Raw genomic sequence first — 19,204 nt, 5'->3', positions numbered from 1 at the left:
TACGTCTTTTTCTTACTCTTCAAACTTAGCTAATGTATCTTCTAGCCAATCTTTAGCTTGCTTTCCTTGTGCATTAACTTCAACTACTCGCTTAGTTGAATCCCAAGAATCATCAACTCGTTTTAAAGTTAACTGCAAATAATCGTCTGGCAAGTCATTCATAATAATTTCCGGCCATTCAATTACTACAATTCCTTGCTCATTTAAATAGCCATTTAAATCAATACTTGCCAAATCGTCATTTTCAAGACGATACATATCCATATGAAAAAGTGGTAAACGTCCCTCACGATACTCTCTTACAATCGTAAAAGTCGGACTTTTAGCTGGACGTCTAATTCCTAAGCTTCGAGCTAAACCTTGTGTCATTGTGGTTTTACCAGCACCTAAATCACCATTTAACAAAAGTAAGCTACCAGGTTTTGCTACTTTTCCAAGACTAGCCCCTAATTTTTGCATTTCTTGAGCTGAATTAATTTCTAATTTCATTATTCTACATCCAAACTTTGTGCTGCTGTTAAAATTGCTGCTTCATAGACATCTTGACTACTACATCCCCGTGATAGGTCATTAACCGGTTTTGCTAAACCTGCCAAAATTGGTCCAATCGCTGTAAAATCACCTAATCTTTGTGCAATCTTATAGCCGATATTTCCAGATTGTAATTCTGGGAAAATAAAGACATTAGCATGACCAGCAACATTTGAATCTGGTGCTTTCTTAGCCCCAACACTTGGTACAAAAGCTGCATCAAATTGCATTTCTCCATCTGCACTAATTTCAGGATACTTTTCTTTAAAACTAGCAGTTGCATCTTGCACTTTACTTACCATTTCTCCCTTAGCTGATCCCATCGTTGAAAAACTTAAAAATGCAAGTTTTGGTTCTAATCCAACCATTTTAGCTGTTTGGGCCGCTTGATATGCAATTTCTACTAAAGTATCTGCATCTGGGTCAATATTCATAGCACAATCACTAAAAATATATCTTTGCTGGCCTTTTTCCATGATAAATTGGCCACTTACTCGTTTCATACCTGCTTGAGTTTTAATAATTTTTAGTGCTGGTCGTACAGTATCTGCAGTTGAATGAGCTGCTCCAGATACACAACCATCTGCCAAGCCATTATACACAAGCATATTTGCAAAATAATTTGGGTCTGAAATTTGCTTTTTTGCTTGTTCTTCACTTTCTTTTCCCTTACGCAGTTCATAGTATTGCTTAGCAAAATCATCTTTTCTAATGTCATTTTTGGGATTAATAATTTTCAATCCTGTTAAATCAAGCTCATGTGTTTTAGCAGTTTGCTTTATTTGAGTTTCATCACCCAACACGAGTGGTTGGATAATCCCTTCATTCTTTAATTTAACAGCTGCTTTCAATACACGCTCATCTTCTCCTTCAGGAAAAACAATTACTTTTTCCTGTCCAACAATTTTTTCTTTTAATTCATCAAAAATACTCATGACAAGCTCCTTTATTTTTCTATTTCAACTTCTTGTGGTAATTGCCAATCTATTGCCCGTTTCCCCCATTTCGTTAAAGCGGTATTACATCTTGAAAATGGTCGAGAACCAAAAAATCCATATCTAGCTGAAAAGGGACTTGGATGGGCTGACTTAATGATGACATTTTTGCTTTCATCTATTAAAGGAATCTTGTTCTGAGCAAATTTTCCCCATAATATGAAAACTACTTCTCCACGTTCACTTAAAGCTTTAATTGCTTGATCAGTAACTTCTTCCCAGCCTTTTCCTTGATGACCATTGGCATGTCCATAGGGCACGGTTAATACCGCATTAAGAAGTAACACACCCTGGTCTGCCCATTTTTTCAAGTAACCATGCTTTACAGGAATACAACCAACATCATCATATAATTCTTGATAAATATTTTTTAAAGATGGTGGTAACGCAATCCCAGGATTTACTGAAAAACTCATCCCTGTTGCTTGGCCTGGGTTGTGATAGGGATCTTGTCCTAAAATAACCACCTTTGTATCTTTAAAACTAGTTAATTTAAAAGCGGTAAAAATATGATACATATCCGGATAAATTTGTTTACTTGCATATTCTTCTTTTAAGAAGTTATGCAATTTTTGGTAAGATTCACTTGAAAAGACCGGTCCTAAAACCTGATCCCAATCATTTCCAATAAGTTCTTTCATCGCAAAATCAACTCTTTCTTTCCTTTATATGTTATCATGAAACTAATTAGGGAGTCTGTAATTTTAAAAATTTTTCAAGAGCAGGTTCAAAAATGAAATTAATTTTACTTTTTAATCAACAAAAAAATTATGGCCAAATTCCTGTTGTCGACCCAGCTGGTCAAACACAATTTTTTATCCAGGGAAAACTACATAATTCTAATCACACGCTTTTTTTAACTGATATTAACCATAATGAAATCGGGCGTCTATACCAAGATGGACGGAGTATTTTAACCAGTTATACTATTGATATTATTGATTATGATTTAGCTCAAGTTAAACAAGTAACTAACGTTGAATTTCCAATGTTCCTAACTAAAAAGAATTATTTAATAACTGGGAGTACTAAAAAAGGCTCCTATGAATTTAGGAGCACTTTTAAGAAAATTGCTAGTTGCGAAAGCATGATTATCGATTCTGGATTAGCATTAGTTTGCGATATTAAAAAATATCAAGATATACCTTATATTTTATTAGTAGCTGGCTTATTCAGCCAATGGTCCGCTACTCCACTTGAACTACCTAAATTTAAGTTCAATAATCAGCTTTCAACAGATTGTAATTAAGACTTAAACGCGATACTTGCGCCGTAATTCACGCTCTTGATCGCGCTTCTTTATTGTTTCCCGCTTATCGTATTGCTTTTTACCTTGTCCAACACCAAGCAAGATTTTAGCAAAACCCTTTTTCAAATAAACCTTCAAGGGAATAATAGTCATCCCTTGTTGAGCCTGAATTTCTGCTAATTTGCGAATTTCTTTTTTATGTAAAAGTAATTGCCGACGTCGCAATGGATCATGGTTATAAATGTTTCCCTGTTTATATTCACTAATATGAACATTTTCCAGATAAGCATTACCATTATAAATTTGTACATAACCATCCCTTAATTGGATTCTTCTTGCTCGTACAGATTTTATTTCAGTTCCAGTTAATGCAATACCAGCTTCAATTGTTTCTTTGATGAAATAATCATGGCTGGCTTTTTTATTTTGCGCTAAAACATTATTTGTTTCATTTTTCATATGACGACGCTCCTATTTATAACGTCTTCTACCTCTATTATCTCTTGAATTGCGAGATTTGTGGCCACTACGGTTTCCATCTCGATTGCGACTTCCTCGACCAAACCGATCATCTCTACGTCTAGGGCGACGAATACCACGATCATTATGCTCTTTCTTCGGAGCATTTGGATCATAGATTTCAAAGTCTAATTGATGCTGTTCTACATTTGCATTAATTAAAGTTACTTTAAGTGGCATTCCAATCTTAAATTGGCGATGGGTTCCTCGACCTGTTAAAGTTAAAGTCTTTTCATCAAAATTATAGAAATCATCAGTCAAGTTAGAAATATGAATTAACCCCTCAACTGTATTTGGCAGTTGAATGAACATTCCAAAACTAGTTACTGATGAAATTACTGCATCAAAATGCTCACCAACATGATCAGACATAAATTCGGTCATCTTTAAATCATTTACTTCTCGCTCAGTATCAATAGACTTTCTTTCCTGAGTTGAAGTTTGCTCTGCAACATCTGGTAAAATCGGTCCAAAATGTTTTTGAGTATCTTCTGACAAGTTGGAGTCTGTATATTCATGAATCATCCGGTGAACCATCAAATCAGAATATCTTCTAATTGGTGATGTAAAGTGGGTATAAAATTCAGCTGCAATCCCAAAGTGTCCCAATGGTTCATCAGAATAATGCGCTTGTTTAAGAGAACGAAGCATAACCATTTGCACAACTGCTTCTTCAGGAGTTCCCAAAGTTTTGGTTACTACTTTTTGCAAGTCAATTGGCTTAACATCATTTGGATCAGCCTTAATATTTAAGCCTAACGCAGAAACAAATTCAAAGAAGCTTTGAATTCTCTCTGCATCAGGAGTTTCATGCACTCGATAAAGAAAAGGAACATGTTTTTTAAAGAATGCTTCTGCAACTGTTTCATTAGCCAATAACATAAATGATTCAATCATTTTTTCAGCTGTTCCACGATTATGAAGCACAATATCTACTGGTTTACCTTTTTCATCAACGATAATCTTTGCTTCTGGTTCTTCAAAATCAATTGCCCCACGGTCATGACGCTGATTATACAAAGCTTCGTGTAAACTAGCCATTTTCTTCAGCATTGGCTGCAATTTTGCATACTTTTCTTCTAATTCATTTGCTGGCTTAGTTAAAGCTTCATTTACTTTATTATAAGTTAAGCGTCCATGTGAGCGCATAACTGAAGGATGGATATCATACGCCACTCTCTTACCTTCTGGAGTGATTTCCATATCACAAGATAATACCAGGCGATCTACACCTTCATTAATTGAACAAATACCATTTGAGAGTCTAAATGGCAACATCGGAATAACACGATCTACCAAGTATGTGGAATTTCCTCTTTGATATGCTTCTTTATCCAATGGTGAATTTTCTTTCACATAATGTGCTACATCGGCAATATGAACGCCCAAATGGTAATTACCATTAGGTAACTTCCACAAAACGACTGCATCATCAAAGTCCTTTGAATCATCACCGTCAATTGTAACTGCAGGTTGATCTCTAATATCAACTCGATTAGCCAACTCACCTTGTTCAATATGGTCAGGTATTTCATTTGCCTGCTTCATTGCATCTTCAGGCCATTCAGTTCTAATATCATGTGCTGCAACAATTGACATGATATCAACACCTGGATCATTTTTATTACCAATAGTTTCTAAAATAGCCCCCTGCATATTTTCAGGCATATCCTCAGTTGGATATTGACTAATAGAAACCTTCACCATATCACCCATTTGTGGCGTAATTCCATCAACTGGTGTATAAATTTTATAATTCTTAAATTTCTTATTACTTGAAATTACATATCCGCAAAATCCACTAAGTTTTACCTGAACATCTGTCAAAGGATAGAATTCCCCAACAAGAGTTTCTACCCCTCGTTCTAAAATTTCAATTACTTTACCCTCAGGTCCTTTACCATTCCATGGATTACCATTTGCGATAATTTTTACTCTAACGTAATCACTATCTAAAGCAAGCAATGTATTGTCAGGTCCAACAAAAATGTCATCAGCATTTTCTTCATCATCAATTCTGACGAAGCCGAACCCTTTTTCATTCGCTCTAAAAATACCAGTAATCTCAGTATCAACACTTGCTAATTGATATTCCCCATTACCATCTGTCACAATTTGTTTTTCTTGTTCAAGAAAAGTCAATGCCTTTACTAATTCAGCAAATTTGATATGATCGCGACTAGACATTCTCTCCAATTGATTTACTCTAAATTTTCTTTGTGGATTATGCCGAAAAATTTCCAATATTGTGGCTAAAACTCTCTCATCTTGAGCCATTAATCTACCTCTATTCAATTATAAAAAACGCCTCCCAAAATAAGATCGGGAGGCTAAAAATTACTTAGTTGATAAATATGCAAGGACAAAAGCTAATAAGAAGAAAAGGACTAATAATACTGAAGTTACCTTTTCCATAAATGCTTCAAAACCACGCTTTTTAGATTGACCACTAAATACTGCCCCACCTGACAAGGCATTTAGGGCATCTTGTTGTTTTTGTGGTTGCATCATCGTTGCAATAACAATCAAAATAGATACGATGATGAGAAGCGTCATAATTATATTGTACAATATGCTGCCTCCATTAATAAAAAATAATAATCACTGTTACAAGTGTACCATAGTCGCGAAAAGATTGCGATATTATGAGTGAAAAAAGGTAAAGAAAAAAGGCCTGCATTAAGCAGACCTTTTTCCTTCTAATCAACAATCAAATTAGAATTGCTTGTGTAAGTTGTAGAATGAGTGAATACCCTTGAATTCAGCAGCTGAATCAAGTTCTTCTTCAATTCTCATTAATTGGTTGTACTTAGCGATACGGTCAGTTCTTGACATAGAACCAGTCTTGATTTGACCAGCGTTAGTGGCAACAACCAAGTCAGCAATAGTAGTGTCTTCAGTTTCACCTGAACGGTGAGAAACAATAGCAGTGTAGCCAGCTTCCTTAGCCATTTCAATAGCTTCGAAAGTTTCAGTCAAAGTACCGATTTGGTTAACCTTGATTAAGATTGCGTTAGCTACGCCCATTTGGATACCCTTCTTGAGGTAGCTAGTGTTAGTTACGAATAAGTCGTCACCAACGATTTGAACCTTCTTGCTCAAACGGTCAGTAAAGCCTTTCCAGTCGTCCCATTCGTTTTCGTCCAATGGGTCTTCGATTGAGATGATTGGGTACTTTTCAACTAAGCTTTCAAGTAATGAAGTCCATTCTTCAGCAGTGTATTCACGACCATCAGCAACAGTTACGTACTTGTGGGTTTCCTTGTTGTAGAATTCTGAAGCAGCACAGTCCATTGCGATAGCAATGTCGTCACCTGGCTTGTAACCAGCACGTTGGATAGCTTCAACTAAAACTTCAAATGGTTCTTCGTTGTTAGCAAGGTTAGGTGCGAAACCACCTTCATCACCAACAGCAGTAGAGTCACCGCGTTCCTTAAGTAAAGCCTTTAATGCGTGGAAAGTTTCTGCACCCATTCTTACAGCTTCGTGCATTGACTTAGCACCTACAGGCATAATCATGAATTCTTGGATATCAACGTTGTTGTCAGCGTGCTTACCACCGTTAATAACGTTCATCATAGGGGTTGGTAATACGTGAGCGTTAGGGCCACCAAGGTATTCGTAAAGTGGCATACCTAATTCATCAGCAGCTGCACGAGCAGCACCTAAAGAAACACCTAAAATAGCGTTAGCACCAAGACGACCCTTGTTTGGAGTACCGTCAAGGTCAATCATAGTTTGGTCAATTAAACGTTGGTCAGTAACGTCTAAACCAATAACTGCCTTTGCGATTTCAGTGTTAACGTTCTTAACAGCAGTTAAAACACCAGTACCGTTAAAACGTGACTTATCACCATCACGTAATTCAACAGCTTCGTGTTCACCAGTTGAAGCACCTGATGGAACGATTGCACGGCCGAAGCCACCTAATTCAGTGTAAACTTCAACTTCAACAGTAGGGTTACCACGTGAGTCAAGGACTTCGCGTGCGTGGATATCAGTAATTACAGACATTGGAAATCTCCTTTATGTATTTTTGTAAATATTACTTTACTTATTTATTATACCAAATTTTAGTCTTGGTAATTAACTAAACTTAAGAATGATTCAACTTCAAGTGAAGCACCACCAACTAAACCACCATCAATGTTAGGCTTAGCCATTAATTCCTTAACGTTAGCAGGCTTTACAGAACCACCGTATTGAATTCTTACATTTTCAGCAGTTTCTTCATTGTAAAGCTTAGCGATGCTTTCACGAATAGTCTTACACATTTCTTCAGCTTGATCACTTGTAGCAGTCTTACCAGTGCCGATAGCCCAGATTGGTTCATAAGCAATAACAAGTGATGAAACTTGTTCACTAGTTAAACCATCAAGAGCCTTCTTGATTTGATCAACTACAAATTCTTCTTCCTTACCTGCTTCACGAGTTTCAAGAGATTCACCACAGCAGATAATTGGTAATAAACCATTTCTAAAGATTGCTTTAGCTTTCTTGTTAATGTCTTCGTCAGTTTCATGGAAGTAGTCTCTACGTTCACTGTGACCAATGATGCAGTACTTAACGCCCATTTCTTTCAAAACTTTAGGTGAAGTTTCACCAGTGAAGGCACCTTCATCTTCAAAGTAGCAGTTTTCAGCAGCAACAGATAAGTTTGAGCCTTCGCTAGCTTTAATAAGAGCGTCAAGGTCAACTGCGGGTGCAGCGATAACTGATTCAACTTTGTTTGATTCAGGAAGCTTATCTTTAACACTTTTAACAAATTCTGCAGTTTGTGCAGGATTCATATGTAACTTCCAGTTACCAGCAATAATTGGAGTACGCATTAATAATGCCCTTTCTATTTATCAGAAATACATTCAATACCAGGTAATTCCTTACCTTCAAGGTATTCAAGTGATGCACCACCACCGGTAGAAATGTGGGTAATCTTAGGTGCAATACCTAATTGCTTAGCTGCAGCAGTTGAGTCCCCACCACCAATGATAGTTGTTGCATCTGGTAAGTCAGCCATTGCACGACCAACTTCTAAAGTACCTTCGGCAAAGTTTGGCATTTCGAAACAACCCATAGGTCCGTTCCAAACAACAGTCTTTGCACCTTGTAAAGTCTTTCTGAATAATTCAACAGTCTTAGGACCGATGTCAAGACCCATTTCATTGTCAGGAATGTCATCACCAACAACTTCACGACTTGCGTCATTAGAGAATTCAGTAGCTGCAACGTTATCAACTGGTAAAACAATCTTACCGTTGGCTTTTTCTAATAATTCCTTAGCAAGTTCTACCTTGTCAGCTTCAAATAATGACTTACCAATCTTGTGACCTTGAGCTGCCAAGAATGTGTATGCCATACCACCACCGATTAAGATGTGGTCTGATTTAGGAATTAAGTTAGTAATAACACTAATCTTATCTGAAACCTTTGCACCACCAAGAATAGTTACAAATGGGTGTACAGGGTTAGCAATTGCATTACCCAAGAACTTGATTTCCTTTTCCATCAAGAAGCCTGCTGCAACCTTCTTGCCTTCTGCTTTCATTGCAGTAGCAATACCAACGTTTGATGCATGACTTCTGTGAGCAGTACCAAATGCATCATTTACGTAAAGGTCACCTAAACTTGCCCAGTATTCGCCAAGCTTAGGATCATTCTTTGATTCACGCTTACCAAAATCATTGTCAATGTCTTGGAATCTAGTGTTTTCCATTACCAAAACATCGCCATCGTTCATTTTAGCAATTGCGTCTTCTACTTCTTTACCTTCGTTTGATGGTACGAATTCTACATCTTTTTCAAGCAATTCGCCTAAACGCTTTGCAACAGGTGCAAGTGACAATTCTTTCTTGTCAGCGTCTGACTTAATACGACCTAAGTGGCTAAGCAAAATTGCCTTACCACCATTATCAATGATGTATTTAATAGTTGGCAATGCAGCAACAATTCTGTTATCATCACCAATTACGCCATCTTTAATTGGGACATTAAAGTCAACACGAACTAAAACTTTCTTACCTTTAACATCAAGGTCAGAAATAATTAATTTAGCCATTAAAAATTACCTCCAATGGTTAATAATCGAAAAAAGACGAAGGGGAGTAATCCCCTCCGCCTTCTCAAACAACAAAATAATCAGTTACTAAATATTAGCTGTTGATTAAAGAGTTGCAAACTTCAATAAAGTACGAACCATTTGGCAAGTGAATGAGTATTCGTTGTCGTACCAAGCAACAGTCTTAACTAATTGCTTGTCGCCAGCAGTAGTTACTTCAGTTTGAGTTGGGTCAAAGATTGAACCAGCAGTCATACCAAGAATGTCGCTTGAAACGATTTGGTCATCGTTGTATGCGAATGAAGCACTTTCGTATTTCTTCATTGCTGCGTTAACTTCGTCTGCAGTAACCTTCTTGCTCAATACTGATACTAATTCAGTTTCTGAACCGTCAACAACTGGAACACGTTGTGCGTGACCTTGTAACTTACCGTTCAATTCAGGAATTACAAGACCGATAGCCTTTGCAGCACCAGTTGAGTGAGGAATGATGTTAGCTGATGAAGTACGAGCAGCACGGAAGTTACCGCCACGAACTGGACCATCTAATACCATTTGAGTTGAAGTGAATGCGTGGATAGTAGTCATAGTACCAACTTCAATACCGAATTCCTTGTTCAATGCTGAAGCCATTGGTGCTAATGAGTTAGTAGTACATGAACCAGCTGAAACAATCTTGTCATCAGCAGTTAAAGTATCATCGTTTACGCTGTAAACGATAGTCTTAAGGTCGTTACCTGCAGGAGCAGAAATTAAGACTCTCTTTGCACCAGCATCAAGGTGAGCTTGTGACTTAGCCTTGCTAGTGTAGAAACCAGTACATTCAAGAACGAAGTCAACACCGTCGTTCTTAACCCATGGAAGGTTTTGTGCTTGTGGTTCAGCGTATACACGGTACTTCTTACCATCAACTACGATTGAGTCTTCAGTTGCTGAAACTTCGTGGTTGAAAGTACCATGAGTTGAGTCATATTTAAGAAGGTGAGCCAAAAGAGCTGGAGTTGTTAAGTCGTTAATTGCAACAACTTCAATATCTGATGACTTTTCGCCTAAATCCATAATACGACGGAAAGCTAAACGACCAATACGACCGAAACCGTTAATACCAATTTTAACTGTCATGTCCAAAAGTCCTCCTTAGGAACTAGTAATAACATTATTTTTATTTTAAAGAGAGCCTTATTGCCCCTTTAAAATCAAATCTGAGGCACCTTCGTCTGTAATTAGCCATGTTTGACTCGGTGCATTGTGCATATAAGAGCTAATTGCCTTAGCCTTGGAATGACCACCGGCAAATGCAAATATATGAGGTATTTTGCTAAGATCTTCAAATTGCAGGCCAATTCGAGGGATCCGCTCAATCATCTTACCATTCTCATCGAAAAAACACCCAAAACATTCGGAGACGGCGCCAGTTGCTCGAATTCTTGATAAAGCAACTGAATCATAACCACGGCGCTTAGCCATATCCTCAGCTAAGCCTATTCCGTGAATTGCAACATCGCATTGTGATATATCTTGCAATACATCACTAATTGCGGGATCACGAATCAAAGAGCGATAAGCATCTTTAGATACATTTTCAGGCAAGTATAATGTTTTATATTTGCCCCCTGTAGCCTTCGCCATTTCTTGAACAATCGTACTACTTTGCGTTTCAACACTTTCACCTAACGCACCACGACCTGGAACAAATTCTAAATCGCGATTTTTACTAAGTGAACTTGATAAGACTTTCGAAGCTTTAGCTAAAGTAGCACCACCTAAAACGGTAATAATACTACTTCCTAATGGTAATAATAAATCGAGAGCTGAATTAAGCTTCTCTCCCATTAAGATTGATACCCGCTCCTGTAAATCGGCATCACCTGGAACAATAATTGCTCTAGCAATCTTCAATTTCTTTGCCAGCTTAATTTCAGCTTGGCTCGCATTGAATAACCGATTTATAAGGCTAGTTGCATCTTTCAGCGTTTCCTCACCTTTTTCAGTGAGATACATCCCAAAAGGTTTAATTTCAATTAAACCTAATTTCTTTAAGTATTCTGTTTCTGTTCTTACCGTTCGCTCGCTCATACCGAGCTGTTGAGCTACAGCACGACGTCCAACAGGATACCTTAAAGATATTTGTTCAAGGACTTGATAACGCTGTCGAGAAATTTTTAAGACATCTGGAACCAGGTTTTGTAGCAAGGTAAAATCCGTGTCCATAGCCTGCCTCCTTCTTATGGGACATTATCTGACCATGTTGTTGTCATTTTTTGACCCAATACGCTTAAAAATATAAGAGAAACGTGACTTTTGTTCAATTCCAACATTTCCCTTTCGACGATTTAAGTATAACAATGACCCAAATTAATTTCAAGTATTTTAGAAAAAATAAATATTTCCGCTTACAAAACTTTTATTTCCTATTTTTTATTTTTTTGCTATACTAGTTGTTGATGTGATTTGGGCCCTTAGTGTAATGGATCGCACGTAAGATTCCGGTTCTTAAAATCCGGGTTCGACTCCCGGGGGGCCCATAAGTTAAGTCAGTAAGCTAGTATGCTTACTGACTTTTTTATTTTCTGATATATTTTTTATCCTTAGCATTATTTTTTATTTGTTGGTACCGTTCAACTTCCATATGTAAATCGTATTTTTCCCTAAGTTTGGCTAACTCTTTCATAAAATGACTTTGATGATGAGCATCAATAGCAGTTTGATCTTCCCAACTATCAATTAATAATATTTTTTCTGGATCATCTAAAGATTGAAAATAATCATATCTAATATTTCCAACTTCCTTTCTTATTCCGTCAACTATTCCTAAATTTTTCATTTCTTGAACAAATTTTAAAGCTGAGCCGTTTTTACCAATATAATAAAGATTCACTGTAATCGCCATCTACAAGTCCTCCAAAAAAAGCAATTTGATAGTTACCCAAAAAGCATACGCTTTCAAGCTTTCTAAATCAACAAAAAAGACTAGCCAAGGCTAGTCTTTTTTAATCTTCAATTCTAACGTCTTTATTTACTTTTTCGGCATCTTTCAAGTCTTCTCCATCATAACTTGATTTTACACCCCAAATGTAAAAGCCAATTGATGCCAAAATTACAATTACAAAGTCCCATGGATATTTAAAAGTATTATTTCCTCCAAACGCACTACTTCCCAAATATGAAATTATTGAAATAAAAGCTAAGAAGGATAATAGCCACAGACTAGACTTAAATTGTTGAGCAAAATTTTTATTTTCTTTCTTAAACTGGTAGTAAAAATATATTGGCAACCCAAGCAACACAACAAAGATAACTTCAATTGTAGTTGGCCACATTGCCCAATATATTACTAATCCAGTTAAAACAAATGATACAGGAGCAACCCATTTTAAATGAACTGATTTAAATGGTCGCTTAAAGTTGGGACGCATTTTTCGCAAACTAATAGCCGCAACTGGTCCTGTAGCATAAGCTACAAAAGTTGAAACTGAAACTACAGTTGCTAATTCACTCCAATTTCTAAAGAAGAAAACTAGCGCCATTGCTAAAATTAAATCCCAAACCATTGCATAACGTGGAGTTTTATACTTTTTATTAACTCGCCCTAAAAAGGCGGGAACATTTCCTGACCTAGTCATTGCCATCAAGGTTCTAGCACTTGTTGCAACAAACGTTACACCAGTACCAAAAGGTGAAATAAAGGCATCCATATAGAGCAAAACAGAAAGCCACGTCAAACCTAGCAAAATAGCAATATCAGCAAATGGTGAAGCAAAATCAACCCCATGCCAGCCCACCTTAGCTAACATAGTTGGTTCAACAGCTCCTACAAAGGCAACTTCAAGCAATACATAAATAATGGCTGTAACAGATAACGAAATCCAAACTCCCCGAAAAATATTCTTATGTGGTTTCTCAATTTCACCAGCTAAATTAATAACTGTTTGAAAAGCATCATAAGATAAAATAATTCCCGAAACAGTAACAGCTTGAAAAATTCCTTTTGTACCATAAGGCATAAAAGTAGAAACATTATTACCAAAATTACTTGAATGAAAACCGGCTAAAATCAAGAAAATGATTGTTAAAGATGGAATCAAAAGCTTAAAAACAGCAATTAAACTTGTAAAACGTGTTAATAATTTAACAGACCCGAAATTGATCAAACTAAAAACAAACATAAACAAGTAAACCGCCCATAATCCTTCATTTGTAATGGTGCCATTATGAAAAAAGCCTCTAGTCCAATTAGCCCAGCTCCATGGCCAACTACTCATATATTGAACACAAGCTACTGCTTCAATCGGAATCAAGGTAATTAAAGAAACCCAGTTAGCCCACGCACTTAAAAAGCCGAGAAGCTGTCCATGACTATATTCAGCGAAGCGACTCATCCCCCCGCTTTCGGGGAACATTGTACCTAATTCAACATAATTAAAGGCAATTAACATCATAATTGCCGCACCAATAATCCATGAAATAATTGAACTAGGTCCAGCTACTTGTGCAGCACTACCAGCTCCAAAAAGCCAGCCAGAACCAATTAAAGAGCTTAATGCTAGCATAACGCCAGAAAATAAGCTAATCTGGTTTTTCTTCATAAAAATTCTCCTCATTATTTTTCACATCTTTGTAGAATACAATATTTTCTGCATAATTTAAAGTAATAAGTCAACAAAAAACGCAATTCAGTAGTAGAAGCGCTTTCAGCTTTCCTGTATAATATCACCTAGTTATTGTATTGTTTTAATAAAGAAAAGGATACTAGTATGACAAACGAAAATCATAATAAAAAAATTGCCTGGACCACCTTAGCAATGATGGCATTTTCAACTGTCTGGGGATTTGGAAACGTTGTAAATGGATATATTTATTTTGACGGAACCAAAGTTATTTTCAGTTGGATTCTAATGTTTGCCCTTTATTTCATTCCATATGCATTGATGGTCGGGGAATTAGGGGCTGTTTTCCAAAAAAGTGAAGGCGGCGTAAGTTCCTGGGTAGATGCAACACTAGGGCCTAAATGGGCATATTATGCTGGATGGACATATTGGGCTTGCCACATAGTTTATATCTCAAGCAAGGGAACTGGTGGTTTAAGAGCTATGGCTTGGGGAATATGGGGCGACATTACACACTTTGATGCACTACCAACGGCATGGGTTCAAATAGCGACATTAATTATCTTTTTATTCTTTTGTTGGATAGCAACCAAAGGATTAAGTATTTTAAAAACTCTGGCAACTTTAGCTGGTACTTCCATGTTCATCATGTCAATTTTATTTATCATCATGATGTTTGCCGCTCCTGCAATTAACCCTCATGCTGGCTTTAATAATATCGATTGGAACTTAAAAAGTTTAATACCAACCTTTAATTGGAAGTATTTTACATCCCTTTCAATTTTAGTCTTTGGTGTTGGTGGTTGTGAGAAAATTTCTCCATATGTTAACAAAGTTAAAGATCCAAGTCGCGGCTTCCCTAAAGCGATGATTTTACTTGCAACCATGGTAATTATTTCCGCCATTTTAGGTACCGTTGCAGTAGCTATGATGTTTTCAACTAAAGAAATTAATGCTGACTTAAATAACTATATTTCTAATGGAGCATATTGGGCCTTCCAAAAATTGGGCGAGTATTATCATTTAGGGAATCTTTTCTTGTATATATATGCATGGTGTAATGTAATAGGCCAGTTTGCAGTATTAGTTTTAAGTATTGACGCTCCATTAAGAATGCTACTAGGTAGCAAACAGGCGAAAGAATTTATTCCACGTAAATTGCTCAAGAAAAATCGTTATGGAGCTTATATCAACGGAATATGGATGGTTGTTATCCTCTCTGGTGGATTAACCTTGGCACAAGCTTTAGTTCCAAGTTCAACTGCTGTTATGGCTCAATTGGTAAAATTAAATTCTACAACTATGCCGTTACGTTATTTATGGGTCTTTGCAGCATATATTGCTCTTCGAAAGCAAACCGATAAATTTACCAGTAATTATAAAATGACCAAAAATCAAGGCTTGGCTTTATTTGCTGGATTTTGGTGCTTCTTTGTGACTGGTTTTAGTTGCTTAGTTGGAATTTATTCACCTGATCCCTTTACTTTATTTTTAAATATCTTAACTCCAATTGTATTAACTGCATTAGGTGTAATTTTACCTATAATCAGAAAACACGAAGATAAGAACTAAAGAAAAGCATCCAAAAGGATGCTTTTTTGCTAAGCTCTATTTCTTTCAATTACTCAATTTTATGCTAAACTATTTTTAGAAAAAGAGATGGAGGTGGAAAAGTTGTCAGAAGAAAAGATTGCTGATCAAGCTGCAAAAATCATTCGGGCTCATGGTTTAAAGAGAACCCCGCAACGCCTAAAGATTTTAATTTACCTGATGACCCACCATAATCATCCAACAGCAGAAATGATTTTTAATGACATTTCTCTATCTGATGAAAAGACAGGTATTGCAACAGTTTATAATACTCTTAACACTTTTGTTGATTTAGGATTTGTAATTGAAATTAATAATGGAAATGATGGTTCAACTCATTATGATTTCTTTGCTAAGCCACATTTTCATGTAATCTGTACCAATTGTGGGAAAATCGCCGATGTTGAATACGCAAATTTTGATAAAATAGAAAGCAAAATGCGACAAGAAACCGAAAAACAAACAGGCTATATTACCCGCAGTTCTCACATTAAGATTTATGGCTTATGTCCTGATTGTCAAAAATTAGAAAAATAACTTAAAAGGCACCTTTATTGACTAAATTTAATAAAGGTGTTTTAATTAGCACTGTATTCAAATGAGTGCTAATTTTTATTAGGAGGTTAACTAATGTTAGTACCTACAGTTATTGAACAAACTGCACGTGGTGAACGTGCATATGATATTTACTCACGTTTATTAAAAGATCGTATTATCATGCTTAGCGGTGAAATTAATGACCAAATGGCTAACTCGATTATCGCCCAATTGCTTTTCTTAGATGCGCAAGATAATACTAAGGATATTTCCCTATACATTAATTCACCAGGTGGTGTAATTACTTCTGGTTTAGCAATTATGGATACCATGAACTTTATCAAGTCTGACGTATCAACTATTGCAATCGGTATGGCAGCTTCAATGGCTTCCATTCTTTTAACTAGCGGTACAAAGGGTAAGCGTTTTGCTTTGCCTAACTCTACTGTGCTCATTCACCAACCACTTGGTGGAGCTCAAGGTCAACAAACTGATATCCAAATTGCCGCTGAAGAAATTTTAAAGAGCAGAAAGAAATTAAACGAAATCTTACACGAAACAACTGGGCAACCAATTGAAAAGATTTTGAAAGATACTGAACGTGATAACTACTTAACTGCTCAAGAAGCTAAGGACTACGGCTTGATTGATGAAATCATGACAAACATGAAGTAGTAATAAATTTTTAATAATCAAAAAGACAGCTCGCATTGCGAACTGTCTTTTTTACGCTTGTTTAACTCGTCCTCGTTTATAATATATTAACATTCCAAAGAATAAGACTAATCCCACAATCGCTAAACTTTGCCAAGCTAGTCCAATACCATAATGATCAGAAAGATAGCCATTGAGGCTTAAAATCAGCACTGACACCCCAGCATCAAGTGCATTACATACTGATACAATTGTCGCCCTACTCTTTTCTGTTTTTATTGATTCTTGGAGCAAGGTTCCTTGAATCATTTGTTGAATAGTTCCAAATAAGTTATGAATCATAAAGATTCCCAAGGCCAGGTAGTAATTCCCTTTCAACATAACTACCAATTCAATTGAAATGGTTAAAAAAATCACTGAAAAAATGAGTAAAAAGAGTTGATTAATTTTCTTCTTATACAAATAGCGATAAATGTAACTACCAATATACCCTACAATCCCAATTGCAACCAAAATAGAACCAGAATCTACCCTTTTGCCATGTTGAAAGTATAGCTGCCATTGATCAATAGGACCAGAACTAATGAACCAAATTGGCAAACACAAAAGAATAAACTTAAAAGTTTGATATTCATTTGTAATAACTTCTTTTACCTCACTAACAACATTGAGTTCTTTAAAACTCAACTTCTGTGTACCAGCTTGAGAATCATATTTAAATAATGCAACTAAAATAAAAAAAGTCACCGCTAAAAAAGCAGCCCCTGTCAAAAGAGGTAACCGTAAATCAATATTGGCTAAAAAATGCGCTCCTATAAAACCAACAATCATATTAAACGGACTCGCAATTAAACTATAAGTTGAATAAATCTCTCCAAGCTGGTCTTTTTCATTATTTAAAGCTGCTTTATTTGCAATCCATGATGGTAGTGTACCAGACATTAAAGAATCGCCTAGTGCTGTCAAGAATGCGCTTAATGCCAAGAGAAGAAAATTTTTAGGACTTAATGCAAGAACTGCTAAGCCTGTAGCCCTAACTAAATTACTAATACTTGCTGTCTTTAAATAGCCTAAATGATCTGCAATAAAACCAGATGGAATTTCAGCTATAAAAGTTACAACCCAAAATATTGATAGAAAAAAGTTAATTTCTCCATAGCTATAACCAATATGATGCATAAATAAGTAAATAGTCCCCGACCAAACTGCGACACCTAAGCTATAAAGTAAATTTACTAAATAATAGATATTGCGATATTTTTTCATTAAAACTCCCCTAAAAAATAATTTTTTACTGTATTATATCTAACAAAAAAATAAACACAAGTTAAAATTAATAATCTTTTTTTAAGCTAAATAAAAAGGCCAAACATAAGGTTTGACCTTCCTAGCTAATAATTAAAATTTTTATTCTTAACGACTTACCACAAAGTGAGCTCTTTCACCTTTGGCTATTGCAAGTGTATCTTTCAAACTTATTTCAAGCATATTTCTAACTGAAGTTTTAGTAAAGTATGCTGAGTGAGGTGTCACAATTACATTTGGCATAGCTGCTAATTTCTTATAGTCAGCCGGAATTTGAGCATCATCAACTTTCTTAAAGAAGTAACTTGATTCATGAGCTAATGTATCAAGTCCGGCTGCAGCAATTTCATGTTTTTCAAGTGCTTCAATCAAAGCAGCTGTATCAACTAATTCACCTCTCGCGGCATTAATTAAAATTGCATCATTCTTCATTTCCGCAAATTGCTTTTTACCAATCATATTCTCAGTACTCTTAAGTAATGGCGTATGAAGTGAAATAATATCTGCTTCTTTCAAAACAGTATCAAAATCAGCATAAGTTAAATATGGTTCAACTTCGGGATTATAAATCACATCGTAAGCTAATACTTTAGCTCCCATGGCACTAAAAATTTGAGCAACTGCACTACCGATATGTCCAACTCCAATAAGTCCAATAGTCTTATTATAAATTTCATTGCTAATTAAACTATCAGGATTGGTAAAGTCACCTTTATCCATATTAGCCTTAAATTCGCCAATCTTGCGGTTCAAATACATTGCTTGAGTTACAGCCATTTCAGCAATTGCACGTGGTGAATATACTGGCACATTGGTAACTGTTAAGTGATATTTTTTTGCTAGATCAAAATCAATTGTATTAGTTCCCACAATTCGAAGACCAATTGATTTGATACCATAATCAGCTAATTTCTTATAAACAATTTCATCATCTAAATTGCCAAGTGGTTTAAGCAAAACTCCATTACAATCAGCTACTTGATCAACATTTTCTGCAGAAAGTGGATCATCAATCAATTTTAATTCACAACCGAATTTCTTTTCCGTAGCTGCAATTAATTTTCTTTCACTTTCACTTGGACTAAAAACTGCAATTTTCACTATAATTACCTACTTTCAAAAAGAAAATACTTGTTTATATATTTACTTAAATAATAATACT

General features: G+C 35.9%; 19 protein-coding genes and 1 tRNA gene. 5 read left to right on the top strand and 15 right to left on the bottom strand.

What is annotated here, in order from left to right; all coding sequences use genetic code 11:
• Window positions 1–12 precede the first annotated feature (12 nt).
• Genes tsaE through ACNDLV_RS06135 form a run of 3 tightly spaced genes read right to left on the bottom strand, consistent with a single transcriptional unit; the run spans window position 13 to window position 2,167 of the window.
• Window positions 13–489, bottom strand: coding sequence for a tRNA (adenosine(37)-N6)-threonylcarbamoyltransferase complex ATPase subunit type 1 TsaE (tsaE, locus tag ACNDLV_RS06145; protein ID WP_006584968.1), 477 nt, complete (start codon window positions 487–489; stop codon window positions 13–15).
• Window positions 489–1,466 carry a phosphate acetyltransferase gene (gene pta / locus ACNDLV_RS06140; protein WP_006586985.1) on the bottom strand — a complete coding sequence of 326 codons (978 nt, stop codon included), beginning with the start codon at window positions 1,464–1,466 and terminating at the stop codon, window positions 489–491. The genes tsaE and pta overlap by 1 nt, the downstream gene beginning before the upstream one ends.
• Before the next feature lie 11 nt (window positions 1,467–1,477).
• On the bottom strand, window positions 1,478–2,167 hold the full coding sequence (locus tag ACNDLV_RS06135) for a uracil-DNA glycosylase (protein ID WP_006586986.1): 690 nt from the start codon (window positions 2,165–2,167) through the stop codon (window positions 1,478–1,480).
• 92 nt (window positions 2,168–2,259) lie between these two features.
• Between ACNDLV_RS06135 and ACNDLV_RS06130 the strand changes: the two genes are divergently transcribed.
• The gene (locus ACNDLV_RS06130; protein ID WP_006586987.1) at window positions 2,260–2,775 is read left to right on the top strand and encodes an LURP-one-related/scramblase family protein; all 516 of its coding nucleotides are present in this window, start codon (window positions 2,260–2,262) and stop codon (window positions 2,773–2,775) included.
• 3 nt (window positions 2,776–2,778) lie between these two features.
• On the opposite strand, the gene smpB is transcribed toward ACNDLV_RS06130, so the two are convergent.
• The 8 genes from smpB to ACNDLV_RS06090 form a co-directional block, all read right to left on the bottom strand.
• The gene (gene smpB / locus ACNDLV_RS06125) at window positions 2,779–3,234 is read right to left on the bottom strand and encodes an SsrA-binding protein SmpB (protein WP_006586988.1); all 456 of its coding nucleotides are present in this window, start codon (window positions 3,232–3,234) and stop codon (window positions 2,779–2,781) included.
• A 12-nt stretch (window positions 3,235–3,246) separates the two neighbouring features.
• Window positions 3,247–5,571: a ribonuclease R gene (gene rnr / locus ACNDLV_RS06120; RefSeq protein WP_022091225.1), complete on the bottom strand. Its 2,325-nt coding sequence runs from the start codon at window positions 5,569–5,571 to the stop codon at window positions 3,247–3,249.
• A 60-nt stretch (window positions 5,572–5,631) separates the two neighbouring features.
• On the bottom strand, window positions 5,632–5,865 hold the full coding sequence (gene secG / locus ACNDLV_RS06115) for a preprotein translocase subunit SecG (protein WP_006586990.1): 234 nt from the start codon (window positions 5,863–5,865) through the stop codon (window positions 5,632–5,634).
• A 144-nt stretch (window positions 5,866–6,009) separates the two neighbouring features.
• Entirely contained in the window at window positions 6,010–7,308 is a 1,299-nt protein-coding gene (eno, locus tag ACNDLV_RS06110) for a phosphopyruvate hydratase (protein ID WP_006584976.1), read from the bottom strand.
• Window positions 7,309–7,367: 59 nt separating this feature from the next.
• The gene (tpiA, locus tag ACNDLV_RS06105; RefSeq protein ID WP_006586991.1) at window positions 7,368–8,123 is read right to left on the bottom strand and encodes a triose-phosphate isomerase; all 756 of its coding nucleotides are present in this window, start codon (window positions 8,121–8,123) and stop codon (window positions 7,368–7,370) included.
• Between the two features lie 14 nt (window positions 8,124–8,137).
• Complete coding sequence (locus tag ACNDLV_RS06100; protein WP_006584978.1) at window positions 8,138–9,349, bottom strand: phosphoglycerate kinase; 1,212 nt, start codon at window positions 9,347–9,349, stop codon at window positions 8,138–8,140.
• Window positions 9,350–9,454: 105 nt separating this feature from the next.
• Window positions 9,455–10,471, bottom strand: coding sequence for a type I glyceraldehyde-3-phosphate dehydrogenase (gene gap / locus ACNDLV_RS06095; RefSeq protein ID WP_006584979.1), 1,017 nt, complete (start codon window positions 10,469–10,471; stop codon window positions 9,455–9,457).
• 57 nt (window positions 10,472–10,528) lie between these two features.
• Window positions 10,529–11,560 (bottom strand): sugar-binding transcriptional regulator, encoded by a 1,032-nt coding sequence (locus tag ACNDLV_RS06090; protein WP_006587437.1) that lies wholly within the window; start codon window positions 11,558–11,560, stop codon window positions 10,529–10,531.
• A 242-nt stretch (window positions 11,561–11,802) separates the two neighbouring features.
• Between ACNDLV_RS06090 and ACNDLV_RS06085 the strand changes: the two genes are divergently transcribed.
• Window positions 11,803–11,874, top strand: a tRNA-Arg gene (locus ACNDLV_RS06085).
• 38 nt (window positions 11,875–11,912) lie between these two features.
• Here ACNDLV_RS06085 and ACNDLV_RS06080 read toward each other — a convergent pair.
• Window positions 11,913–12,239 (bottom strand): putative quinol monooxygenase, encoded by a 327-nt coding sequence (locus tag ACNDLV_RS06080; RefSeq protein WP_006586993.1) that lies wholly within the window; start codon window positions 12,237–12,239, stop codon window positions 11,913–11,915.
• A 100-nt stretch (window positions 12,240–12,339) separates the two neighbouring features.
• Window positions 12,340–13,935, bottom strand: coding sequence for an APC family permease (locus tag ACNDLV_RS06075; RefSeq protein ID WP_006586994.1), 1,596 nt, complete (start codon window positions 13,933–13,935; stop codon window positions 12,340–12,342).
• Window positions 13,936–14,103: 168 nt separating this feature from the next.
• On the opposite strand from ACNDLV_RS06075, the gene ACNDLV_RS06070 reads away from it, so the two are divergent.
• From ACNDLV_RS06070 to clpP, 3 genes are all read left to right on the top strand, one after another.
• A complete protein-coding gene (locus ACNDLV_RS06070) occupies window positions 14,104–15,528 on the top strand; it encodes an APC family permease (protein WP_006586995.1) in 1,425 nt (474 codons plus the stop codon).
• Window positions 15,529–15,615: 87 nt separating this feature from the next.
• Window positions 15,616–16,083 (top strand): Fur family transcriptional regulator, encoded by a 468-nt coding sequence (locus tag ACNDLV_RS06065; RefSeq protein ID WP_006586996.1) that lies wholly within the window; start codon window positions 15,616–15,618, stop codon window positions 16,081–16,083.
• 93 nt (window positions 16,084–16,176) lie between these two features.
• Window positions 16,177–16,758, top strand: coding sequence for an ATP-dependent Clp endopeptidase proteolytic subunit ClpP (clpP, locus tag ACNDLV_RS06060; protein ID WP_006584983.1), 582 nt, complete (start codon window positions 16,177–16,179; stop codon window positions 16,756–16,758).
• Between the two features lie 51 nt (window positions 16,759–16,809).
• Here clpP and ACNDLV_RS06055 read toward each other — a convergent pair whose 3' ends face one another.
• Together ACNDLV_RS06055 and ACNDLV_RS06050 are read right to left on the bottom strand one after the other, a co-directional pair.
• On the bottom strand, window positions 16,810–18,003 hold the full coding sequence (locus ACNDLV_RS06055; RefSeq protein WP_006586997.1) for an MFS transporter: 1,194 nt from the start codon (window positions 18,001–18,003) through the stop codon (window positions 16,810–16,812).
• Window positions 18,004–18,150: 147 nt separating this feature from the next.
• Window positions 18,151–19,143, bottom strand: a complete 993-nt coding sequence (locus tag ACNDLV_RS06050) for a D-2-hydroxyacid dehydrogenase (RefSeq protein WP_006586998.1) — start codon at window positions 19,141–19,143, stop codon at window positions 18,151–18,153.
• Window positions 19,144–19,204 lie beyond the last annotated feature (61 nt).

The organism is Lactobacillus fornicalis (assembly GCF_055362665.1).
The sequence above is the reverse complement of the archived record's forward strand: the minus strand, read 5'-3'. Positions and strand labels throughout refer to the sequence as shown.